The sequence below is a fragment of the Candidatus Foliamicus sp. genome, assembly GCF_965221325.1.
Lineage (GTDB): Bacteria > Pseudomonadota > Gammaproteobacteria > Steroidobacterales > Foliamicaceae > Foliamicus.
This window is the reverse complement of the sequence record NZ_OZ244880.1, coordinates 499219-518185: the sequence shown is the minus strand read 5'-3', so window position 1 is coordinate 518185 and position 18967 is coordinate 499219. Positions and strand designations below refer to the sequence as shown.

13 protein-coding genes and 4 tRNA genes are annotated in these 18967 nt (G+C 63.7%); 2 read left to right on the top strand and 15 right to left on the bottom strand.

The genetic code is table 11. The features are described 5' to 3' along the window. Positions 1 to 10: 10 nt before the first annotated feature. Positions 11 to 490, bottom strand: coding sequence for a 30S ribosomal protein S7 (gene rpsG, locus ACWCOO_RS02385; protein WP_446831373.1), 480 nt, complete (start codon positions 488 to 490; stop codon positions 11 to 13). Positions 491 to 503: 13 nt separating this feature from the next. Further along, positions 504 to 875 carry a 30S ribosomal protein S12 gene (rpsL, locus tag ACWCOO_RS02380; protein ID WP_446831372.1) on the bottom strand — a complete coding sequence of 124 codons (372 nt, stop codon included), beginning with the start codon at positions 873 to 875 and terminating at the stop codon, positions 504 to 506. 309 nt (positions 876 to 1184) lie between these two features. Here rpsL and ACWCOO_RS02375 point away from each other — a divergent pair, with 309 nt between their 5' ends. Beyond that, entirely contained in the window at positions 1185 to 3485 is a 2301-nt protein-coding gene (locus ACWCOO_RS02375; protein ID WP_446831371.1) for a nitric-oxide reductase large subunit, read from the top strand. A gap of 72 nt (positions 3486 to 3557) precedes the next feature. Here ACWCOO_RS02375 and rpoC read toward each other — a convergent pair whose 3' ends face one another. The 13 genes from rpoC to ACWCOO_RS02310 form a co-directional block, all read right to left on the bottom strand. Next, a complete protein-coding gene (rpoC, locus tag ACWCOO_RS02370; RefSeq protein WP_446831370.1) occupies positions 3558 to 7811 on the bottom strand; it encodes a DNA-directed RNA polymerase subunit beta' in 4254 nt (1417 codons plus the stop codon). A gap of 96 nt (positions 7812 to 7907) precedes the next feature. Beyond that, positions 7908 to 12032, bottom strand: coding sequence for a DNA-directed RNA polymerase subunit beta (gene rpoB, locus ACWCOO_RS02365; RefSeq protein ID WP_446831369.1), 4125 nt, complete (start codon positions 12030 to 12032; stop codon positions 7908 to 7910). A gap of 875 nt (positions 12033 to 12907) precedes the next feature. Further along, positions 12908 to 13288, bottom strand: coding sequence for a 50S ribosomal protein L7/L12 (gene rplL, locus ACWCOO_RS02360; protein WP_446831368.1), 381 nt, complete (start codon positions 13286 to 13288; stop codon positions 12908 to 12910). A gap of 49 nt (positions 13289 to 13337) precedes the next feature. Next, entirely contained in the window at positions 13338 to 13865 is a 528-nt protein-coding gene (gene rplJ / locus ACWCOO_RS02355) for a 50S ribosomal protein L10 (protein ID WP_446831367.1), read from the bottom strand. A gap of 14 nt (positions 13866 to 13879) precedes the next feature. Then, positions 13880 to 14578, bottom strand: a complete 699-nt coding sequence (rplA, locus tag ACWCOO_RS02350) for a 50S ribosomal protein L1 (protein ID WP_446831366.1) — start codon at positions 14576 to 14578, stop codon at positions 13880 to 13882. Positions 14579 to 14580: 2 nt separating this feature from the next. After that, a complete protein-coding gene (gene rplK, locus ACWCOO_RS02345) occupies positions 14581 to 15018 on the bottom strand; it encodes a 50S ribosomal protein L11 (protein WP_446831365.1) in 438 nt (145 codons plus the stop codon). Positions 15019 to 15048: 30 nt separating this feature from the next. Then, on the bottom strand, positions 15049 to 15576 hold the full coding sequence (gene nusG / locus ACWCOO_RS02340) for a transcription termination/antitermination protein NusG (RefSeq protein WP_446831364.1): 528 nt from the start codon (positions 15574 to 15576) through the stop codon (positions 15049 to 15051). A gap of 17 nt (positions 15577 to 15593) precedes the next feature. Continuing rightward, complete coding sequence (gene secE, locus ACWCOO_RS02335; protein ID WP_446831363.1) at positions 15594 to 15971, bottom strand: preprotein translocase subunit SecE; 378 nt, start codon at positions 15969 to 15971, stop codon at positions 15594 to 15596. 29 nt (positions 15972 to 16000) lie between these two features. After that, positions 16001 to 16077: transfer RNA gene (locus tag ACWCOO_RS02330), tRNA-Trp, on the bottom strand. A gap of 30 nt (positions 16078 to 16107) precedes the next feature. Further along, complete coding sequence (gene tuf / locus ACWCOO_RS02325; protein WP_446831362.1) at positions 16108 to 17298, bottom strand: elongation factor Tu; 1191 nt, start codon at positions 17296 to 17298, stop codon at positions 16108 to 16110. A gap of 67 nt (positions 17299 to 17365) precedes the next feature. Further along, positions 17366 to 17438, bottom strand: a tRNA-Thr gene (locus tag ACWCOO_RS02320). A gap of 20 nt (positions 17439 to 17458) precedes the next feature. Next, positions 17459 to 17532, bottom strand: a tRNA-Gly gene (locus ACWCOO_RS02315). An 80-nt stretch (positions 17533 to 17612) separates the two neighbouring features. Continuing rightward, positions 17613 to 17694, bottom strand: a tRNA-Tyr gene (locus ACWCOO_RS02310). A gap of 145 nt (positions 17695 to 17839) precedes the next feature. Between ACWCOO_RS02310 and ACWCOO_RS02305 the strand changes: the two genes are divergently transcribed. Next, positions 17840 to 18958 (top strand): efflux RND transporter periplasmic adaptor subunit, encoded by a 1119-nt coding sequence (locus ACWCOO_RS02305; protein WP_446831361.1) that lies wholly within the window; start codon positions 17840 to 17842, stop codon positions 18956 to 18958. Positions 18959 to 18967 lie beyond the last annotated feature (9 nt).

The following is an 18967-nucleotide window of genomic DNA, read 5'->3' as shown; positions in this document are numbered from 1 at the left end:
CGGGGCCGGACTACCAGCGGTAATGCGCGAAAGCCTTGTTGGCCTCCGCCATGCGGTGGGTTTCCTCACGACGGCGCGCGGCGGCGCCGGTATTTTCCGAAGCGTCCATGAGCTCGCGCGCGAGGCGCTCGGCCATGGTTTTTTCGCTGCGCTTGCGGGCCGCTTCGATCATCCAGCGCATCGCCAGCGTTTCGCGCCGGGTGGTCCGCACTTCCACGGGCACCTGGTAGGTGGCGCCGCCGACCCTGCGCGAGCGCACCTCCACCGCCGGCTTGACGTTCTCCAGCCCCTGCTCCAACAGCGCCAGCGCCTCTTCGGCGCTCTGCTTGCGGGTCGTGGAGATGACGTCTATGGCGCCATAGACGATGTTTTCCGCCACCGACTTCTTGCCGCTTTTCATAATCATGTTGATGAAGCGCGACAGCAGCTCACTGCCATAGAGCGGGTCGGCGAGGATGGGCCTTCTGGGGGCGCGGGAGCGGCGGGACATGGCGCCTGGAACCTCAGCGTGGGCGCTTGGCGCCGTACTTGGAGCGCCCCTGGCGGCGGTCGGATACGCCGGCGCAATCCAGGGTGCCGCGGATGGTGTGGTAGCGCACGCCCGGAAGATCCTTCACGCGGCCGCCGCGAATCAGCACCACCGAGTGCTCCTGCAGGTTGTGGCCTTCGCCGCCGATGTAGCTGGTGACCTCGAAACCGTTGGTGAGGCGCACCCGCGCCACCTTGCGCATCGCCGAGTTCGGCTTCTTGGGCGTGGTGGTGTACACCCGGGTGCAGACGCCGCGCTTCTGCGGGCTGTTCCCCAGCGCCGGAACGCTGGTCTTGGCGCGCCGCGGCGAACGCGGCTTGCGCACCAACTGGTTGACCGTGGACATGCTGCTTGTCTGGCTCCTGCGCCGCCCTGTCTGTTAGTGACCGAAAGCATGCCTGCGAACCGCATTGAAGCTGTCTTGCCGACGGCCTCGATTCACAAGCGCGTAACCCGTAAATTATCCGGCTTTCGCCTGCGAAGTCAAGGCAAATGGCACCTTGTCTTACCCCGTCCGATCCGCAATTCGGAGGCGGTTTCGCGGCCCCGAAATGAGCGCCTTGCCGCAGCGGAAATTGCGGTTATTCTGTGCTAAGCCTACGTGATGCCGTAAGCAAGTTTATCAAGTAAGTCATACGCAAATTGGGAGTGAATCATGAACTATCGGGAAATCTTTACTCTCCCGCGGCTCTGGACGGGTTTTGCGGGCCTCATGATCGTAATGTTCGGCACCCTGCTGCTGGTGGGAGGCCGGGCGTTCCAGGTGGCGCCGCCCGTGCCTACCGAGGTCATCGCGGTCGATGGCGGTCAGCCCACTGTTGTGTTCACGCGTGAGGACATCGATAGAGGGCGCGATGTGTGGCGCCGACTCGGGGGCATGGAATTGGGCTCGGTTTGGGGGCATGGGTCGTACCTGGCGCCCGACTGGACGGCCGATGTGCTGCACCGCGAATCGATGGCCATGCTGAATGCCGATGGGCGTTTTGCCGCGCTCGACGAACCGGAGCGCGCCGCCAGAATTGCCGCCCATGCCGCACGTATCCGGGTCAACACGCACGATCCTGAAACGGGCCGCATCATCATTTCTTCGGAGCGCGCGCAAGCCATCAACAGTATCCTGGAACACTATTCGGCGTTGTTCGGCGGAGCCGGAGACAATGCCGAAGCGATGGCGCTCAGGGAAGCCTATGCCATCCCGAATCAGCCGCTTGGTCCCGCGCCGGATGCGGACATCCGCGCGCTGTTTGCCTGGTGGTGGTGGACCGCGTGGGCGGCCTCGACTCTGCGCCCCGACGACTCGGTCACCTACACCAACAACTGGCCCCACGAACCGCTGGTAAACAACAAACCCAGCGCTTCCACCTTCATGTGGTCGATCATCTCGGTCGTGTTGCTGATTGCCGGGGCGGGTGCACTGTGCTGGTTCTTCCTGCGCGAACGCCAGGTATGGCGGCGAGACCTCGAACCCCAGGAAGGCTATCCGCACGAGAACCCGCTTGCGTTCGCACAGCCCACAGCATCCATGCGCGCGGTCGTGAAGTATGTCTGGGTAGTAGCGCTGCTGATCGGGCTGCAGATCGGGGTGGGAGCCGTGACGGCGCACTACGCCGTGGAAGGCCACAATCTCTATGGTTTGCCGATGGCCGACATCGCGCCCTATGCGCTGACCCGCACCTGGCATGTGCAGCTTGCCATCCTCTGGATCGCGGCCGCCTGGCTGGGCGCAGGGCTCTACCTGGCACCGGTGATCGCCGGGTTCGAGCCACGCCGGCAAGCACTGGGCGTGAACATACTGTGGGTGGCGCTGGTGGTGAGCGTGGTCGGATCGCTGGTTGGCGAGTGGCTCACGATCACGGGGCGCATGACCAACCCGGCGCTGGTCTATTGGCTCGGCCACCAGGGCTACGAATACCTCGACATGGGCCGCGCCTGGCAGATACTGATTTTCGCCGGCTTGCTGATCTGGCTGGGGCTGATGATGCGCTGCGTCGTGCCCGCAATCCGCCGCTCGGGGCCGGACAAACACCTGCTGTTGCTCCTGCTGCTGTCGTCGGCGGGCGTCGGGCTGCTGTTCGGAGCCGGACTGCTATACGAGCGCGACACGCACCTCACGGTGGCCGAATATTGGCGCTGGTTGGTCGTGCATCTGTGGGTGGAAGGCATCTTCGAGGTTTTTGCAACCGCCTGGATTGCCTGGGTTTTCGTTCACCTGCGCCTGCTCAGGGCTTCCACGGCAGCGTTCTACGTGATGTTCTCGGCCATGATCTTCCTGGGCGGCGGCGTGCTCGGCACCTTTCACCACCTCTATTTCGCGGGCACGCCCGAGCCGGTGCTCGCACTGGGCGCGGTTTTCTCCGCACTGGAGGTAGTGCCGCTGGTGCTGATCGCGTTCGAGGCTCACGATCACTGGCGAGCGGAGAAAAATGCACCCTGGGTGCGGCGCTATCACCTGCCGCTGATGTTCTTCCTGGCGGTGGCCTTCTGGAACCTGGTGGGCGCCGGCGTGCTCGGCTTCCTGATAAATCCGCCGTTGGCGCTGTTCTACCTGCAGGGGCTGATGACCACGCCAACGCATGGGCATGCGGCGCTGTTCGGCGTATATGGGATGCTCGGCATAGGGTTGCTGCTGCTGTGCCGGCGCGACTTGCCGCAAGTGGCTTGCCGATGGTCGGACCGCGCCCTGCAGTGGGTTTTCTGGCTGTTCAACGGCGGGCTCGCGCTCATGGTGTTCGGCTCCCTGCTACCGCAGGGAATCCTGCAGGGCCTGGTGTCCTTCAGGGACGGCTACTGGTATGCGCGGACAGCGGAAATGATGCACTCGCAGGCAATGGAAGCGCTCGTCTGGTTGCGCGTGCCGGGAGACGTCGTGTTTGCCGTTGGCGCTCTGCTGCTGGTGGTCCTGCTGGCGCGCCTCGAATTCGGGCACCGCACCAACACGCCGATGCCGCCCTGGTAAGGCGGAAGCAAGAAGGCCCGCGGTGGCGGGTGTCCTGCGCTGCCTCAGCGCCGGGCACCCGCCCTCGCCCGCTTACGCGGGGACGGCCGGTGCCGGTTCCGCGGTAGCCTCCGCGGCCTCGGCGCTCTCCGCAGTCTCTGCGGCGGCCTCGGCGGCGGCTTCCTCGGCTTCCATTTCCAGGCGCTTCTCGCGCCGCAGCAAACGCTCGCGGTGATAGTGAAAGCCCGTGCCGGCCGGAATCAGCCGGCCCACGATGACATTCTCCTTCAAGCCCTTCAGGTCGTCGCGCATGCCGATCACGGCAGCCTCGGTGAGCACCCGGGTGGTTTCCTGGAAGGACGCCGCGGAGATGAAGGAGCGGGTCGCCAGCGAGGCCTTGGTGATGCCCAGCAGCAGTGGATGGTAGGTGGCCTGATCCTTGCCTTCCTCTTCCATGCGCTCGTTGATCTCGAATAGCTGGGCGCGTTCCAGTTGCTCGCGCTTGAGCAGCCCCGTGTCGCCAGGCTCCTGCACTTCGACGCGCTTGAGCATCTGGCGGATGATCACCTCGATGTGCTTGTCGTTGATGCGCACACCCTGCAGTCGGTACACCGCCTGGATCTCGCCCACCAGATACTCGGCCATCGCCTGTACGCCGCGCAGACGCAGGATGTCGTGGACGTTGGGCTCGCCGTCGGCGATCACCTCGCCGGTCTCGACGCGCTCGCCGCCAAACACGTTGAGCGGGCGCTCCTTGGGGATCAGCATCTTGACCTCCTCGCCCTGCTCGTCGGCAATGATCAGCCGGCGCTTGCCCTTGGTGTCCTGGCCGAAGCTGACCACGCCGTGGTGCTCGGCCAGGATGGCCGCTTCGCGCGGCTTGCGAGCCTCGAACAGGTCAGCCACCCGCGGCAGGCCGCCGGTGATGTCGATGGATTTGGCTTCGCTGGCCGGCACCCGCGCCAGCACGTCGCCGGTCACCACCTTCTGCCGCTTGGCGGTCGATTTGCCGTCCTCTTCCTGTGTCTGGGAAGCCTGCCAGGCGGCGGCCAGAACAGGATCCAGAACCGAGCCTTCCGGCAGCTTGTGCTCAACCGGCGCGTCGGTGCCGGCGAAGTTCAGCACCACGCCGTTCTTGTCGGTGAGCCGGATGCGCGGTTCCTTGTCGGCGCCCGAGGACGGGCGGCGGCGGCGTTCCAGGACCGCCACGTTGGACAGCCCGGTAAGCTCGTCGATCCGCTCCTCCACGGTAATGCCTTCGAGCAAATCCTCGAATTCAACCCAGCCCACCACTTCGGAAATGATCGGCCGGTTGTGCGGATCCCAGGTGGCGACGGTCTGGCCCGCTTTCACCTGGTCGCCGTCCTTGACCAGAATCGAGGCGCCGTAGCTGACCTTGTGGCGCTCCAGCGCCCGGCCGTCGGCGTCCACCAGGGCCAACTCGCCGGTGTTGCTCACGGCCACCAGGCGTTTCTCGCTCTTGTGCTGCAAGGTCTTGAGGTTCTGCAGCCGCACCACGCCGGCGCGGCCCACTTCGATGCTGCTGCGCGCCCCGGTCCGGGACGCGGCGCCGCCGATGTGGAAGGTGCGCATGGTGAGCTGGGTGCCGGGCTCGCCGATCGATTGCGCCGCGATCACGCCTACCGACTCGCCGATGTTCACCCACTTGCCGCGTGCCAGGTCGCGCCCATAGCAGTTGCGGCACACACCGAAGCGGGTCTCGCAGGTAATCGGCGAACGCACCGTGACCCGCTCCACACCCTGCTCTTCGATCAGCGCGGTCAGTCGCTCGTCGAGCAATTCGCCGGCGGCGATCAACTCCTCGCCGCTGACCGGCGAAACCACCGGCTGGGCGAGGGCGCGACCGAGTATGCGGTCGGTCAGCGACTGAATCTGCTCGGTGCCGTCCAGCACCGCCTCCATAACGAGGCCCGCGGATGTTCCGCAGTCCTCCTCGGTCACTACCAGATCCTGGGCCACATCCACCAGCCTGCGCGTGAGGTAGCCGGAGTTGGCGGTTTTCAGGGCCGTGTCGGCCAGTCCCTTGCGGGCGCCGTGCGTGGAGTTGAAGTACTGCAGCACGTCCAGCCCCTCGCGGAAATTGGCGGTGATCGGCGTTTCGATAATCGAGCCGTCCGGCTTGGCCATGAGGCCGCGCATGCCCGCCAACTGGCGCATCTGGGCGGCCGAGCCGCGCGCTCCGGAATCGGCCATCATGAAGATCGAATTGAAGGACTTCTGGGTAACTTCCTTGCCGGATGCGTCGGCCACCTGCTCGGTGCCGAGGTTGTCCATCATCACCCGCGCCAAGCGATCGCTGGTGTGCGACCAGATGTCCACTACCTTGTTGTAGCGCTCGCCATCGGTAACCAGACCTTGCGAGTGCTGGTCCTGGATTTCCTTGACCTGCCGTTCGGCCTCGGCCAGGATTTCCGGCTTGTCTTCCGGCACTTCCATGTCATTGATGCCGATGGAGACACCCGCCGACGTGGCGAACTGAAAGCCCATGTACATGAGGCGGTCGGCAAACACCACGGTTTTCTTGAGGCCGGCGCGCCGATAGCACTCGTTGATCAGGCTGCCGATCTCGCGCTTGTTCATGGTGCGGTTGATCAGGTCGAAATCCAGCTCCTCCGGTAGCAGCGCGCCGAGCAGCGCGCGGCCCACGGTGGTGTCCACCATCTGCCCACCGGTGCGCACCCGCACCGCGGCGTGCAGGTTGGCGGCCCCGGTCTCGTAGGCGCGATGCACCTCGTCGCGGCCGCTGAAAGTCATGCCCTCGCCCTTGGCGTTGATGCGCTTGCTGGTCATGTAGTAGAGACCCAGCACCACGTCCTGGGAAGGCACGATGACCGGCTCGCCGTTGGCCGGCGACAGGATGTTGTTGGACGCCATCATCAAGGCGCGGGCCTCGAGCTGCGCTTCCAGCGACAGAGGCACATGCACCGCCATCTGGTCGCCGTCGAAATCGGCGTTGAAGGCGGTGCAAACCAGCGGATGCAATTGGATGGCCTTGCCTTCCACCAACAACGGCTCGAAAGCCTGGATTCCGAGGCGGTGCAGAGTGGGGGCGCGATTCAGCAGTACCGGGTGCTGACGGATGACCTCTTCGAGGAAATCCCAGACGATCGGCTCCTCGCGCTCGATCAGTCGGCGCGCCGCCTTCACCGAAGTGGCGTCGGTAAACAACTGCAATTTCGAAAGCACGAAGGGCTTGAACAGCTCCAGCGCCATCTTCTTGGGCAGACCGCACTGGTGCAGCTTGAGGGTGGGGCCCACCACGATCACCGAACGCCCGGAATAGTCCACGCGCTTGCCAAGCAGATTCTGGCGGAAGCGGCCCTGCTTGCCCTTGATCATGTCGGCCAGCGACTTCAGCGCGCGTTTCTTGCTGCCGGTGAAGGCGCGTCCGCGGCGGCCGTTGTCGAGCAAGGCGTCGACGGCCTCCTGCAGCATGCGTTTTTCGTTGCGCACGATGATTTCCGGCGCGTTGAGATCCAGCAGCCGGCGCAGGCGGTTGTTGCGGTTGATGACGCGGCGATAGAGGTCGTTGAGGTCCGAGGTCGCAAAGCGGCCGCCTTCCAGCGGCACCAGCGGGCGCAGCTCCGGCGGCAGCACGGACAGCCGGGTCAGCACCATCCACTCGGGCCGGTTGCCGGAGTCCTTGAATGCCTTGAGCAGCTTCAGACGCTTGGTGAGACGCTTGATCTTGGTTTCCGAACCGGTGGCGTCGATTTCTCCGTGCACCTTCTCGATGGCTTCGTCAAGGTCCACTTCGCGCAGCAACTTGCGGATCGCCTCGGCCCCCATCTCGGCCTCGAACACGGGGCCGTATTTCTCCAGCGCCTCGCGCTTGAGCTCCTCGGTGAGGAGCTGGCCCTGAACCAGGTCGGTGTCGCCGGGATCGGTGACGACGAAGGCTTCGAAATAAAGCACACGCTCGATCTCGTGCATGGTCATGTCGAGCATCAGCCCAATGCGCGACGGCAGGGACTTCAGGAACCAGATATGGGCCACCGGCGTGGCCAGGTCGATGTGCCCCATGCGCTCCCGGCGCACCCGCGCCTCGCGCACTTCCACGCCGCACTTCTCGCAAATCACGCCGCGATGCTTGAGCCGCTTGTACTTGCCGCAGATGCACTCGAAGTCCTTCAGCGGACCGAAGATGCGGGCGCAGAACAGTCCGTCCCGCTCCGGCTTGAAGGTGCGGTAGTTGATGGTTTCGGGCTTGCGTACTTCGCCCCACGACCAGGACTTGATCATCTCCGGCGACGCGAGGCCGATGGTGATGGAATCAAAGTCTTCGAATCCGGGGGTGGCCTGGGCCATGCGCGTGATTTCTCTCATGCATCGCTCCTTGCAATTGCTGGTTGTTCGCTGCTGGGTCGGCGCGGATTCTCGATCCGCACCGCTGAAGTTTTTCTGGCTGGAATCGGCATCGGTCTAACGGCGCGCCAGTTCCACGTTGATGCCAAGCGCGCGGATTTCCTTCACCAACACGTTGAAGGATTCCGGCATGCCGGCTTCAACCCGGTGACGACCGTCCACGATACTCTTGAACATCCGGCTGCGGCCGGCCTGGTCGTCGGACTTGACGGTGAGCATTTCCTGAAGCGTGTGGGCAGCCCCATACGCCTCCAGCGCCCAGACCTCCATTTCGCCGAAACGCTGCCCGCCGAACTGGGCCTTGCCGCCCAGCGGCTGCTGGGTCACCAGGCTGTAGGGTCCGGTCGAGCGGGCATGCATCTTGTCGTCCACCAGGTGGTTGAGCTTCAGCATGTACATGTAGCCGACCGTGACCGGGCGATCGAAGGCCTTTCCGGTACGCCCGTCATACAGCGTGGTCTGACCCGATTCCGGCAGTTCCGCCAGCTTCAGCATGTCCTTGATCTCGGTCTCGGTGGCGCCGTCGAACACCGGCGTGGCCATGGTCACGCCGGTAGTCAGGTTGCCGCCCATTTCGGTGAGTTCTTCGTCGCTCAGCGACTCCACGCTCTGCCCGGAACCGGCGGCAGAATAGCTGTAGATCCCCTCCAGCACCTCACGCAGCGGCTGTGTGCCGCCATCCTGAGACGCTATCTCGCCAATCTTCAGCCCCAGTGCCTTGGCGGCCCATCCGAGGTGACACTCAAGGATCTGTCCCGTGTTCATCCGCGAGGGCACACCCAGGGGATTGAGCACCATGTCCACCGGAGTGCCGTCGGCCAGGTAGGGCATGTCCTCGACCGGCACGATGGTGGATATCACGCCCTTGTTGCCATGCCGTCCGGCCACCTTGTCGCCGGGCTGAACGCGGCGCTTCACGGCCATGTACACCTTCACCATCTTGCGCACCCCGGCGGCCAGTTCGTCGCCGGCGGTGATCTTGCGGGCCTTTTCCGCGTAGCGGCGCTCCATCTGCTCGCGGATCTCCTCCAGGCGCGCCCGCGCACTCTCCAGCGTGGCATTGAGCTTGCGGTTGCGCAGGACAATTTCGAACCACTGCTCGCGCGGCAGAGCCTCAAGCTTGCGGGCAGTTACCTTGCCCGGCTTGAAGCCGTCCGGTCCGCCGTCGGCGACCTTGTCCTGGATGCGCTCACGGAGGCGCTGAAACAGGTCTTCCTCGAGGATCCGGCGCTGATCGTCAAGGTCTTTCTTGACGCCGGCCAACTCCTGATCCTCGTTGGCCAAGGCGCGCTTGTCCTTTTCCACGCCATCCCGCGTGAATACCCGCACATCGATAACCGTGCCGTCCATTCCGGCCGGAACGCGCAGCGAGGTATCCTTGATATCGGAAGCCTTCTCGCCGAATATCGCGCGCAGCAGCTTCTCCTCGGGCGTGAACTGGGTCTCGCCCTTGGGCGTGACCTTGCCCACCAGGATGTCGCCTGCCTTGACCTCAGCGCCGATGTATGCAATTCCCGATTCATCGAGCTTCGCCAGCGCCGCCTCGCCCACATTGGGGATGTCGGCGGTGACTTCCTCGGCGCCCAGCTTGGTGTCGCGCGCCATGCAGGTGAGCTCCTCGATGTGGATGCTGGTGAAACGGTCTTCATGCACGAGGCGCTCCGAAATCAGGATCGAGTCTTCGAAGTTGTAGCCATTCCAGGGCATGAAGGCGACCAGCAGGTTCTGTCCCAGGGCCAGTTCGCCCATGCTGGTTGCGGCGCCGTCGGCGAGCACATCGCCGGCCTCCACACGGTCGCCTCTACGAACCTGCGGGCGCTGGTTCATGCAGGTGTTCTGATTGGTGCGCTGGTACTTGACCAGGTTGTAGATGTCCACACCCGGCTGACCGGACCCGGCATCCTCCTGATCGACGCGCACCACGATGCGCGAGGAATCGAGGTAGTCCACCATGCCGCCGCGACGCGCCACGATGCAGGAACCGGAGTCGATCGCCACGGCCCGCTCCATCCCGGTGCCCACCAGCGGCGGCTCGGCGCGCAGCGTAGGCACGGCCTGGCGTTGCATGTTCGAACCCATCAGCGCGCGGTTGGCGTCGCCGTGCTCGAGGAACGGGATCAAGGCTGCCGCCACCGAGACGGTTTGACGCGGCGACACGTCCATGTACTGGATCCGCTCGCGCGGCATCAGGGTGGACTCGTTGCGATAGCGCACCCGCACCAGCGAATCGCTGAACTCGCCGGCATCGGTGATTGCGGCGTTGGCTTGCGCGATAACGTACTGGCCTTCCTCAATGGCCGACAAGTAATCGATGGCGTTGGTGACCTTGCCGTCGGTGACCCGCCGGTAGGGCGTCTCCAGGATGCCGTACTCGTTGGTGCGCGCATACACGGCCAGCGAATTGATGAGCCCGATATTCGGCCCCTCGGGCGTTTCGATGGGGCACACCCGGCCGTAGTGGGTGGGATGCACGTCGCGCACTTCGAACCCGGCTCGCTCGCGGGTCAGACCGCCGGCGCCCAGCGCCGACACCCGCCGCTTGTGGGTGGTTTCCGCCAGCGGGTTGTTCTGATCCATGAACTGCGAGAGCTGGTTGGAGCCGAAAAATTCCTTGATGGCTGCCGATACCGGCTTGGCGTTGATCATTTCCTGCGGCATCAAGCCGTCGCTTTCGGCCATCGAAAGGCGCTCCTTGACCGCGCGTTCGACCCGCGCCAGACCTTGACGCAGGGCGTTCTCGGCCATCTCGCCCACGCAGCGCACCCGGCGGTTGCCGAGGTGGTCGATGTCATCGACGTTGTCCTTGCCGTTGCGGATGTCGAGCAGCACGCGAATCACGTCAACGATGTCCTCGCGGCTCAACACCGAACTGCCGGTGGTTTCCTCGCGGCCCACGCGGCGGTTGAACTTCATCCGCCCCACGCGCGACAAGTCGTAGCGTTCGGCGCTGAAGAACAGGTTATTGAACAGGTTCCTGGCGGCTTCCTGCGTGGGCGGTTCGCCCGGGCGCATCATTTTGTATATTTCGACCAGCGCCATGTCGCGATTGCGGGTTTCGTCCACGCGCAGCGTGGAGGAAATATAGGGCCCGTGCTCCAGTTCGTTGACGTAGATGGTGTTTATTTCCGCGACGCCATGAGCGATAAGGCGGCGCAGGACCTGGTGATCGATCTCATCGTTGGCGGCGGCCAGCACTTCGCCGGTTTCCTTGTCCACCACGTCGCAGGCGAGTGTCTCGCCCAACAGCGGATGTGTGCTTTCCTCGGCCGCGGGCGTTTCGTCATCATCCGCGTATTGGGGCAGGTCGGGCAGTTCCAGCCACTTGAGCCGCGATTTTTCCAGCATGCGCACGTGGCGCTGGGTGATGCGGCGGTCCTTGGGCGCGATCACTTCGCCGCCGGCCACGATGTCGAAGCGCGCGGTGAGGCCGCGCAACCGCGCCGGCACCAGTCGCATCTTGACCTTGCCGTTCTTGTCGATCCGGTATTCGTCGCGCTCGAAAAACAGGCCGAGAATCTCCTCGGTGGAGAGTTCCATGGCGCGCAGCAGAACGGTGGCCGGGATCTTCTTCTTGCGGTCGATGCGCGTATATACGCAATCCTTGGCGTCGAACTCAAAGTCCAGCCAGGATCCGCGGTAGGGAATCACGCGGGCATTGTGGAGCAGCTTGCCGGAAGAATGCGTCTTGCCGCGATCATGGTCGAAGAACACGCCCGGCGAGCGGTGCAGTTGCGACACAATTACCCGGTCGGTGCCGTTGATAATGAAACTGCAGTGCTCGGTCATCAGCGGTATTTCGCCCAGGTAAACCTGCTGTTCGCGGATTTCCTTGACCGCTCGCGAGCTGCCGCGGTCGAAAATCGCCAGGCGCACCATGAGATTGAACGGCGCCGCGTAGGTGGCGCCGCGCAGGCGGCATTCCTCCTCGTCGAAAGAGGGCTCGCCAAGGCTGTAGCTGACGTATTGCAGTTCTACGTTGCCGGTGTAGCTCTCGATCGGGAAAATCTGCGAGAACACCGCGTGCAAGCCGTGATTCTCGCGCTCGTTGGGAGGGGTGTCGAGTTGCAGAAACTGGGCGTAGCTGTCGCGCTGCATGGCCAGCAGGTACGGCACCTCCAGCACGGTGGAGCTTTTTCCGAAGCTCTTGCGGATACGTTTCTTTTCGGTATAGCTGTAAGTCATTCGCAGTTAATCCTCGCAATCTACATTAGCGGCTGGTGATTCTTGGCGGTTCTCCCACCGCCTTTCTCGCATCCAACCTTTTGGGGAGGCGCCATCCCTGGCTCGGTTTCGCCATCCTGGCTCCAACGCTCCCCAAAAGGTTGGATGCGAGAAAGGCTCCCACCGGAGGGCGATTGCTTGCACAACTCGCCGTGGTCCGGACCGTGGGCTCGGGTTCGCCATCCTGGCTCCAACGCTCCCCAAAAGGCTTGATGCGAGAAAGGCTCCCGCTGGAGAGCGACTGGTTGAACGCTCGCCGCGAGCCGGCCCATGAAACTCGAGTTCGCCATCCTGGCTCCAACGCTCCCCAAAAGGTTGGATGCGAGAAAGGCTCCCGTTGGCGGGCGACTGGTTGTACGCTCGCCGCGAGCCGGCCCATGAAGCTCGGGTTCGCCATCCTGGCTCCAACGCTCCCGAAAAAGGTTGGATGCGAGAAAAGCTCCCGTTGGCGGGCGACTGGTTGCACACTCGCCGCGAGCCGGCCCATGAAACTCGGGTTCGCCATCCTGGCTCCAACGCTCCCCAAAAGATTGGATGCGAGAAAGGCTCCCGCTGGCGGGCGATAGCTTGCACACTCGCTGTAGCCCCACTTGGTTCCCTTCTTCCGGGAGCGTTGGAGCCAGGATGGCGGAAGCGAGCTCCATGGATGGATTCATGCGTCTCCCGGAAGAAGGGAACCAAGTGGGGCGGGATCGAAGCGCAACCGCATAGCCGGACCAAGCGCGGCGCGACCGAAGCGCAGCCGCAAGACCGCGCCGAGAGGGGCGCGACCGAGGCGCAGCCGCGAAGCCGGAGGGGGAACACCCTCGCTCCCAGTGTGGGCAGACAATGCCCAACTACTTGACTTCGACCGTCGCGCCGGCTTCCTCTAGCGTGGCCTTGAACTTCTCGGCGTCTTCCTTGGAGACATTCTCCGAGACCGCAACGGGGGCGCCCTCGACCATGTCCTTGGCTTCCTTGAGGCCGAGGCTGGTAATGGAGCGCAGGGCCTTGATCACGCCCACCTTGGAGGAGCCGAAACTCTGCAGCATCACCGTGAACTCCGTCTGTTCCTCGGCGGCGCCAGCTTCATCGGCCGGCCCGGCCGCGGGACCAGCAACGACGGCGGCAGCGGCGCTCACGCCCCACTCCTCTTCCAGTTCCTTGATCAGTTCGACCAATTCGAGCACCGGCATCTTGCCCAGCGCTTCGCGGATTTCGGTTCTTCCTACAGTCATGACTAACTCCTTACGGGATTTGGTTCAGCAATTCGATGCGGCGCCAGCGTCAATCGGCGCCTGCCTGGCCGCGGCGTGCTTCCAGCAGTCGGGCCAATTTCGCCGGGGGCTCGGCCAACGTCGCGGCAAGTTTCTGCATGGGCGCCTTGAGCGCGCCCAAGAGCTTTGCGCGGGCGCCGTCCAGCGTCGGTAACGTGGCAATGCGGTCGGTCTGATCGCCGGCATACAGGACGCCGTCGAGCACGAAGCCGCGCGGCTCCAGCAATTCGTGCTGCTTCGCAAAGTCCTTGAAAAGCCTTGCGATGGCGCCGGGATCATCGGTCGAAAAGGCCAGCAGCATGGGGCCGGTGAGCGCTTCGGCAAGGCTCTCGCAGGGCGTGTCCTTGACCGCGCGCCGCGACAAGGTGTTCTTGACCACCCGCAGGGTAACGCCGGCGCCGCGCGCCTGACGGCGCAGATCGGTCATCTCGGCGACATTCAAACCGCGGTAGTCGGCCGCCGCCGCGGCCACGGCGTTCTCGGCCGTGGCGCGCAGGTCTTCGACCAGTTCCTTTTTCCGCTGCAGGTTCAGAGGCATGGTTGGGGCTCCGTCTATTGCAGCTTGATGCTGGACTGATCGACGCGCACACCTGGCCCCATGGTTGTGGACAAGGTGATGCGCTGCATGTAAACGCCCTTGGCTGCCGGCGGCTTGGCCTTGGTCAACTCGCCGAGCAGCGCCGTCAGGTTGGCGAGGATGTCCTCCTCGCTGAAATTCTTCTTGCCGATGGAGCAATGCACGATGCCCGACTTGTCGGTGCGATAACGCACCTGCCCCGCCTTGGCGTTGCGCACGGCATCGGCTACGTTGGGAGTAACGGTGCCGGACTTGGGGTTCGGCATCAGCCCGCGCGGGCCGAGCACCCGGCCCAGCGCGCCCACCACGCGCATGGCGTTGGGGGCGGCGATGTACACATCGTGTTCGATCTTGCCCGTCTTGACTTCTTCGGCAAGATCTTCCATGCCCACGGCGTCGGCCCCGGCCTCCACCGCTGCCTCGGCTGCCTCGCCGTCAGCAAACACGGCCACGCGGACTTCCTTGCCCAGCCCGCACGGAAGCACGGTTGCGCCGCGCACGATCTGGTCGGCCTTGCGCGGATCCACGTTGAGGTTCACGGCCACATCCACCGACTCGCCAAAGGCGGTGCCCGGCGCCTCCCGGACCACGCGAATGGCTTCCTCCACGGGCAGCGCCTCCTTGCGCCCGGGCAACTCGCGGAACGCCTTCTGGCGCTTGCTCAAACGGGCCATGCCTAAACCTCCGCGCCAGCCACGGTCAAGCCCATGCTGCGCGCCGTGCCGGCAATGGTGCGCACGGCGGCGTCCATGTCGGCAGCGGTCAGGTCCGGCTCCTTGCTGCGCACGATTTCCTCAAGCTGAGCGCGTGTCACTGTGCCCACCTTCTCGAGGTTGGGTACGCCACTTCCCTTGTCCACGCCGGCAGCGCGCCGGAGCAACACGGCCGCCGGCGGGGTCTTGGTGATGAAACTGAAACTGCGGTCGTTGTAGATGGTTACGACCACCGGGGTCACCATGCCGGGCTCCAGACTCGAAGTCTGGGAATTGAAAGCCTTGCAGAACTCCATCAGGTTCACGCCGTGCTGACCAAGCGCCGGCCCCACCGGAGGACTGGGATTGGCCTGTCCCGCCGGGACCTGCATCTTGACCAGTGCCATTACGTTCTTTGCCATAATTCGCGCCTCTCGGAACGGTAATCCGGATCAGGCCTTGCGCACCTGGCCGAAACTGAGTTCGACCGGGGTCGAGCGGCCGAGAATCTGCACGGCCACACGCAGCCGGTTCTTCTCGTAGTTGACCTGCTCCACAACGCCGTTGAAATCGTTGAACGGTCCGTCCACCACGCGCACCACCTCGCCGGGCTCGTAGAGCACTTTGGGGCGGGGCTTCTCGGAGCCTTCCTCGACCTGCTGCAGAATGCGGTCGGCCTCGTCCGGGCTGATCGGTTCGGGATGCTCGCTGGTGCCGCCCACAAAACCCAGCACTCGCGGCACGCTGTTGACCAGGTACCAGGAACTCTCGTCGAGGTCCATCTCCACCAGCACGTAGCCGGGAAAGAAACGGCGCGAGGACCGGCGCTTTCGACCTTCGCGCATCTCCACCACTTCCTCGGTGGGAACCATGACGCGGCCGAACTTGTGCTCCATTTTCTCGCGGCGAATGCGCTCCAGAAGGGCTTCTTTCACCTTCTCCTCGTAATTGGAGTACGACTGAACGATGTACCAGTGCATGGCGTCGCGGACCCCGGTTAGGCGTTGGTGAACCAGCGGGTAATAGCTGCCAGACCCATGTCCAGCAGCCAAAAGAACACGCACAGGATCAGCACAATCACCAGCACGGTGGCGGTGGTTTGCAGGGTCTCCTGGCGATTGGGCCATACCACCTTGCGCAATTCCACGCGCGAGCTCTGGACGAACTGCCAGGCGTCCTGGCCACGGGTGGTGCGCAGCAGCACCACGGCGGCCAGCGTCAGGCTCAGCAGCACACCTCCAACGCGCACGAGGATCGACATGTCCTCGAAGAAGTAGAAGGCATAGACGCCGCCCACCAGCAGCAGCGCAGCGAGCAACAGCCACGCCGCGTCGAGTGAATTGCCGGTTTTTATTGGGTTGTTGCTGTCTTTCATCGCCTGACGCGCGCGAACCTCTCAGAGATTGGCAGGCCAGGAGGGACTCGAACCCCCAACCTGCGGTTTTGGAGACCGCTGCTCTACCAAATTGAGCTACTGGCCTGCTGCGTTTCAACGGTTGGTAACGGCCGCTCTACTCCACCACCTTGGCGACGACGCCGGCGCCGACGGTGCGTCCGCCCTCGCGAATCGCAAAGCGCAGACCGTCCTCCATCGCAATCGGCGAAATCAAGTCCACCTCCATGCGTATGTTGTCGCCCGGCATCACCATCTCAACATCCGCAGGCAATGTCACCGCACCCGTCACATCCGTGGTGCGAAAATAAAACTGCGGACGATAACCTCGGAAAAACGGCGTGTGACGACCGCCCTCCTCCTTGGTCAATACATAAACCTCCGCCTCAAAACGCGTGTGCGGCGTAATCGAACCCGGACGCGACAAAACCTGACCGCGCTCCACCTCATCACGCTTCACACCGCGCAGCAATACGCCCACATTGTCGCCCGCTCGCCCCTCGTCCAACAGCTTGCGAAACATCTCCACGCCCGTACAGGTGGTCTTGGACGTGTCCTTGATGCCCACAATCTCAACTTCCTCGCCCACATGAACCACGCCACGCTCCACACGGCCCGTCACCACCGTGCCACGCCCGGCAATCGAAAATACGTCCTCAATCGGCATCAAAAACGCACCATCCACCGCGCGCTCCGGCTCCGGAATGTAGCTGTCCATCGCCTCCACCAATGCCTGAACACTGCCTACCCCACGATCGCCTTCCGCACCCTCCAAGGCCTGCAAGGCACTGCCGATAATCACCGGCGTGTCGTCACCCGGAAAGTCATACTGCGAGAGCAGGTCGCGTACCTCCAACTCCACCAGCTCCAGCAACTCGTCATCGTCCACCATGTCCGACTTGTTCAGATAGACCACGATATACGGAACTCCCACCTGACGCGCCAGCAATATGTGCTCGCGCGTCTGCGGCATCGGACCGTCCGCCGCACTCACCACCAGCACCGCACCGTCCATCTGCGCCGCACCCGTAATCATGTTCTTCACATAATCCGCGTGACCCGGACAGTCCACGTGCGCGTAGTGACGACCCTCACTCTCATACTCCACATGCGCCGTCGCAATCGTTATCCCGCGCTCGCGCTCCTCGGGAGCATTGTCAATCTCGTCAAACGCCTTGATCTCACCACCATGACGCGCTGCCATGATCTTCGTCAACGCCGCCGTCAAAGTCGTCTTGCCATGATCCACGTGGCCTATCGTGCCTACGTTTACATGCGGCTTGGTACGTTCGAATTTCGCCTTGGCCATCACTTCTCCTCCTGTCCGCGCACCGGCCTCGGCAACGCGGCCTGAAGTTGCAAAACAAACATGAAAAAGCCCACAACCGGACTTGAACCGGTGACCTCTTCCTTACCAAGGAAGTGCTCTACCGACTGAGCTATGTGGGCGACATTCACCCCCTTCCAGATGGAGCGGACGATGGGAATTGAACCCACATCATCAGCTTGGAAGGCTGAGGTTCTACCATTGAACTACGCCCGCAATGCTCCACAAACCCATTTGTGGCCGTTCCCCAGCCGGGTACTCAAGAAATCCTGGGGATACAGCCACCTCCCACAAACTGGAGGGGGTAGGATTCGAACCTACGAAGGCTGAGCCAGCAGATTTACAGTCTGCCCCCGTTGACCGCTTGGGTACCCCTCCGTGGACGGAACGGCCCATAATCTCACAATTGCGTCACGCATGTCAAGCGGAATAACGGTAAATCGGCTGTTTTCGCGCCGGCGAATCCGCGCGGACGCTTGGAACCGAACCTACTTACCGACAATATGGTACACAATAGCACCAGATGCGACGCAAGACCCTTCCGCTGCTGATCCTTCTTGCTACCGCAGGAATTGTAGCCATGCTGGTGCTCACGCGCCCCAGCATGGCGCCGGTGGAACAGGTGGAAATGGAATGGCCGGTGCGGGTGGCCACCGCCCGTTTCCAGGATCTGCGCCCCGTATTAAAGCTGTACGGGGAGATCGTGGCCGGACGCGAGAGCGAGCTCCGGGCGCTCGCCCCCGGCCCCATAGTGGAAGTGGGCGCAAACTTTCGTGAAGGCGCCGCGGTGCGCCGGGGCGAATTGCTGCTGCGCGTAGATCCCTTCGACTACGAAATCGCCCTGGCGGAACAGCGGGCCGCAACCGTGGAAGCCGAAGCGCAACTGAGGCTGAAGCAGCAGGACATGGAGCGGATCGAAGCTTTGTTTGGCGAAGGCAATGTGTCCACCCAACAGCGGGATACGGCGCTGCTGGAACTGGAAATGGCGCGCGCTGCGCTGGAACGCAGCCAGGCCAGTTCGCGCCGCGCCGAACGCAATCTGGCCGACACGCGCCTGGTTGCGCCCTACGACGGCGTGCTGGTGGATGTGGCCGCCAACCTGGGCCGGCAGCTATCGACCACGGACCGGGTGGCGAGAATCGTCGATCCGGGTTCGCTGGAGGCGGGATTCCCGCTCTCCAACCAACAGTTCGGGCGTTTAATTTCCGAAGGCAACATTGCCGGCCGCGCGGTGCGCATATTCTGGGAAATCGGCGAAACCGAGCTCGAATACCAAGGCCGCATAGAGCGCATTGGCGGCGAGATTGCCGCCGCCAGCGGGGGCATCCGCGTGTTTGCGGAATTGCTTGACGCCTCGGTGGACACGCCGTTGCGACCGGGCGCGTTCGTGCGCATCGAACTGGACGACCGCGCGTACTCGCAGGTGGCGCCGGTGCCGGATACCGCTCTGTATGGGGAAAACCAGGTATTCGTGGTGCAGGACGGGCGGCTGCGCACACGTGCCGTGGAAGTGATCGGCTACGACGGCGAAACGATGCTGCTGGGCGCAGCGTCGGAGAACCCGCTGAGGAATGGCGAGCAGGTAGTGATCACCCAGTTGCGCGAAGCAGGCGACAATGCCCGCGCCCTGATCGTGGACTAGCGGACCGCT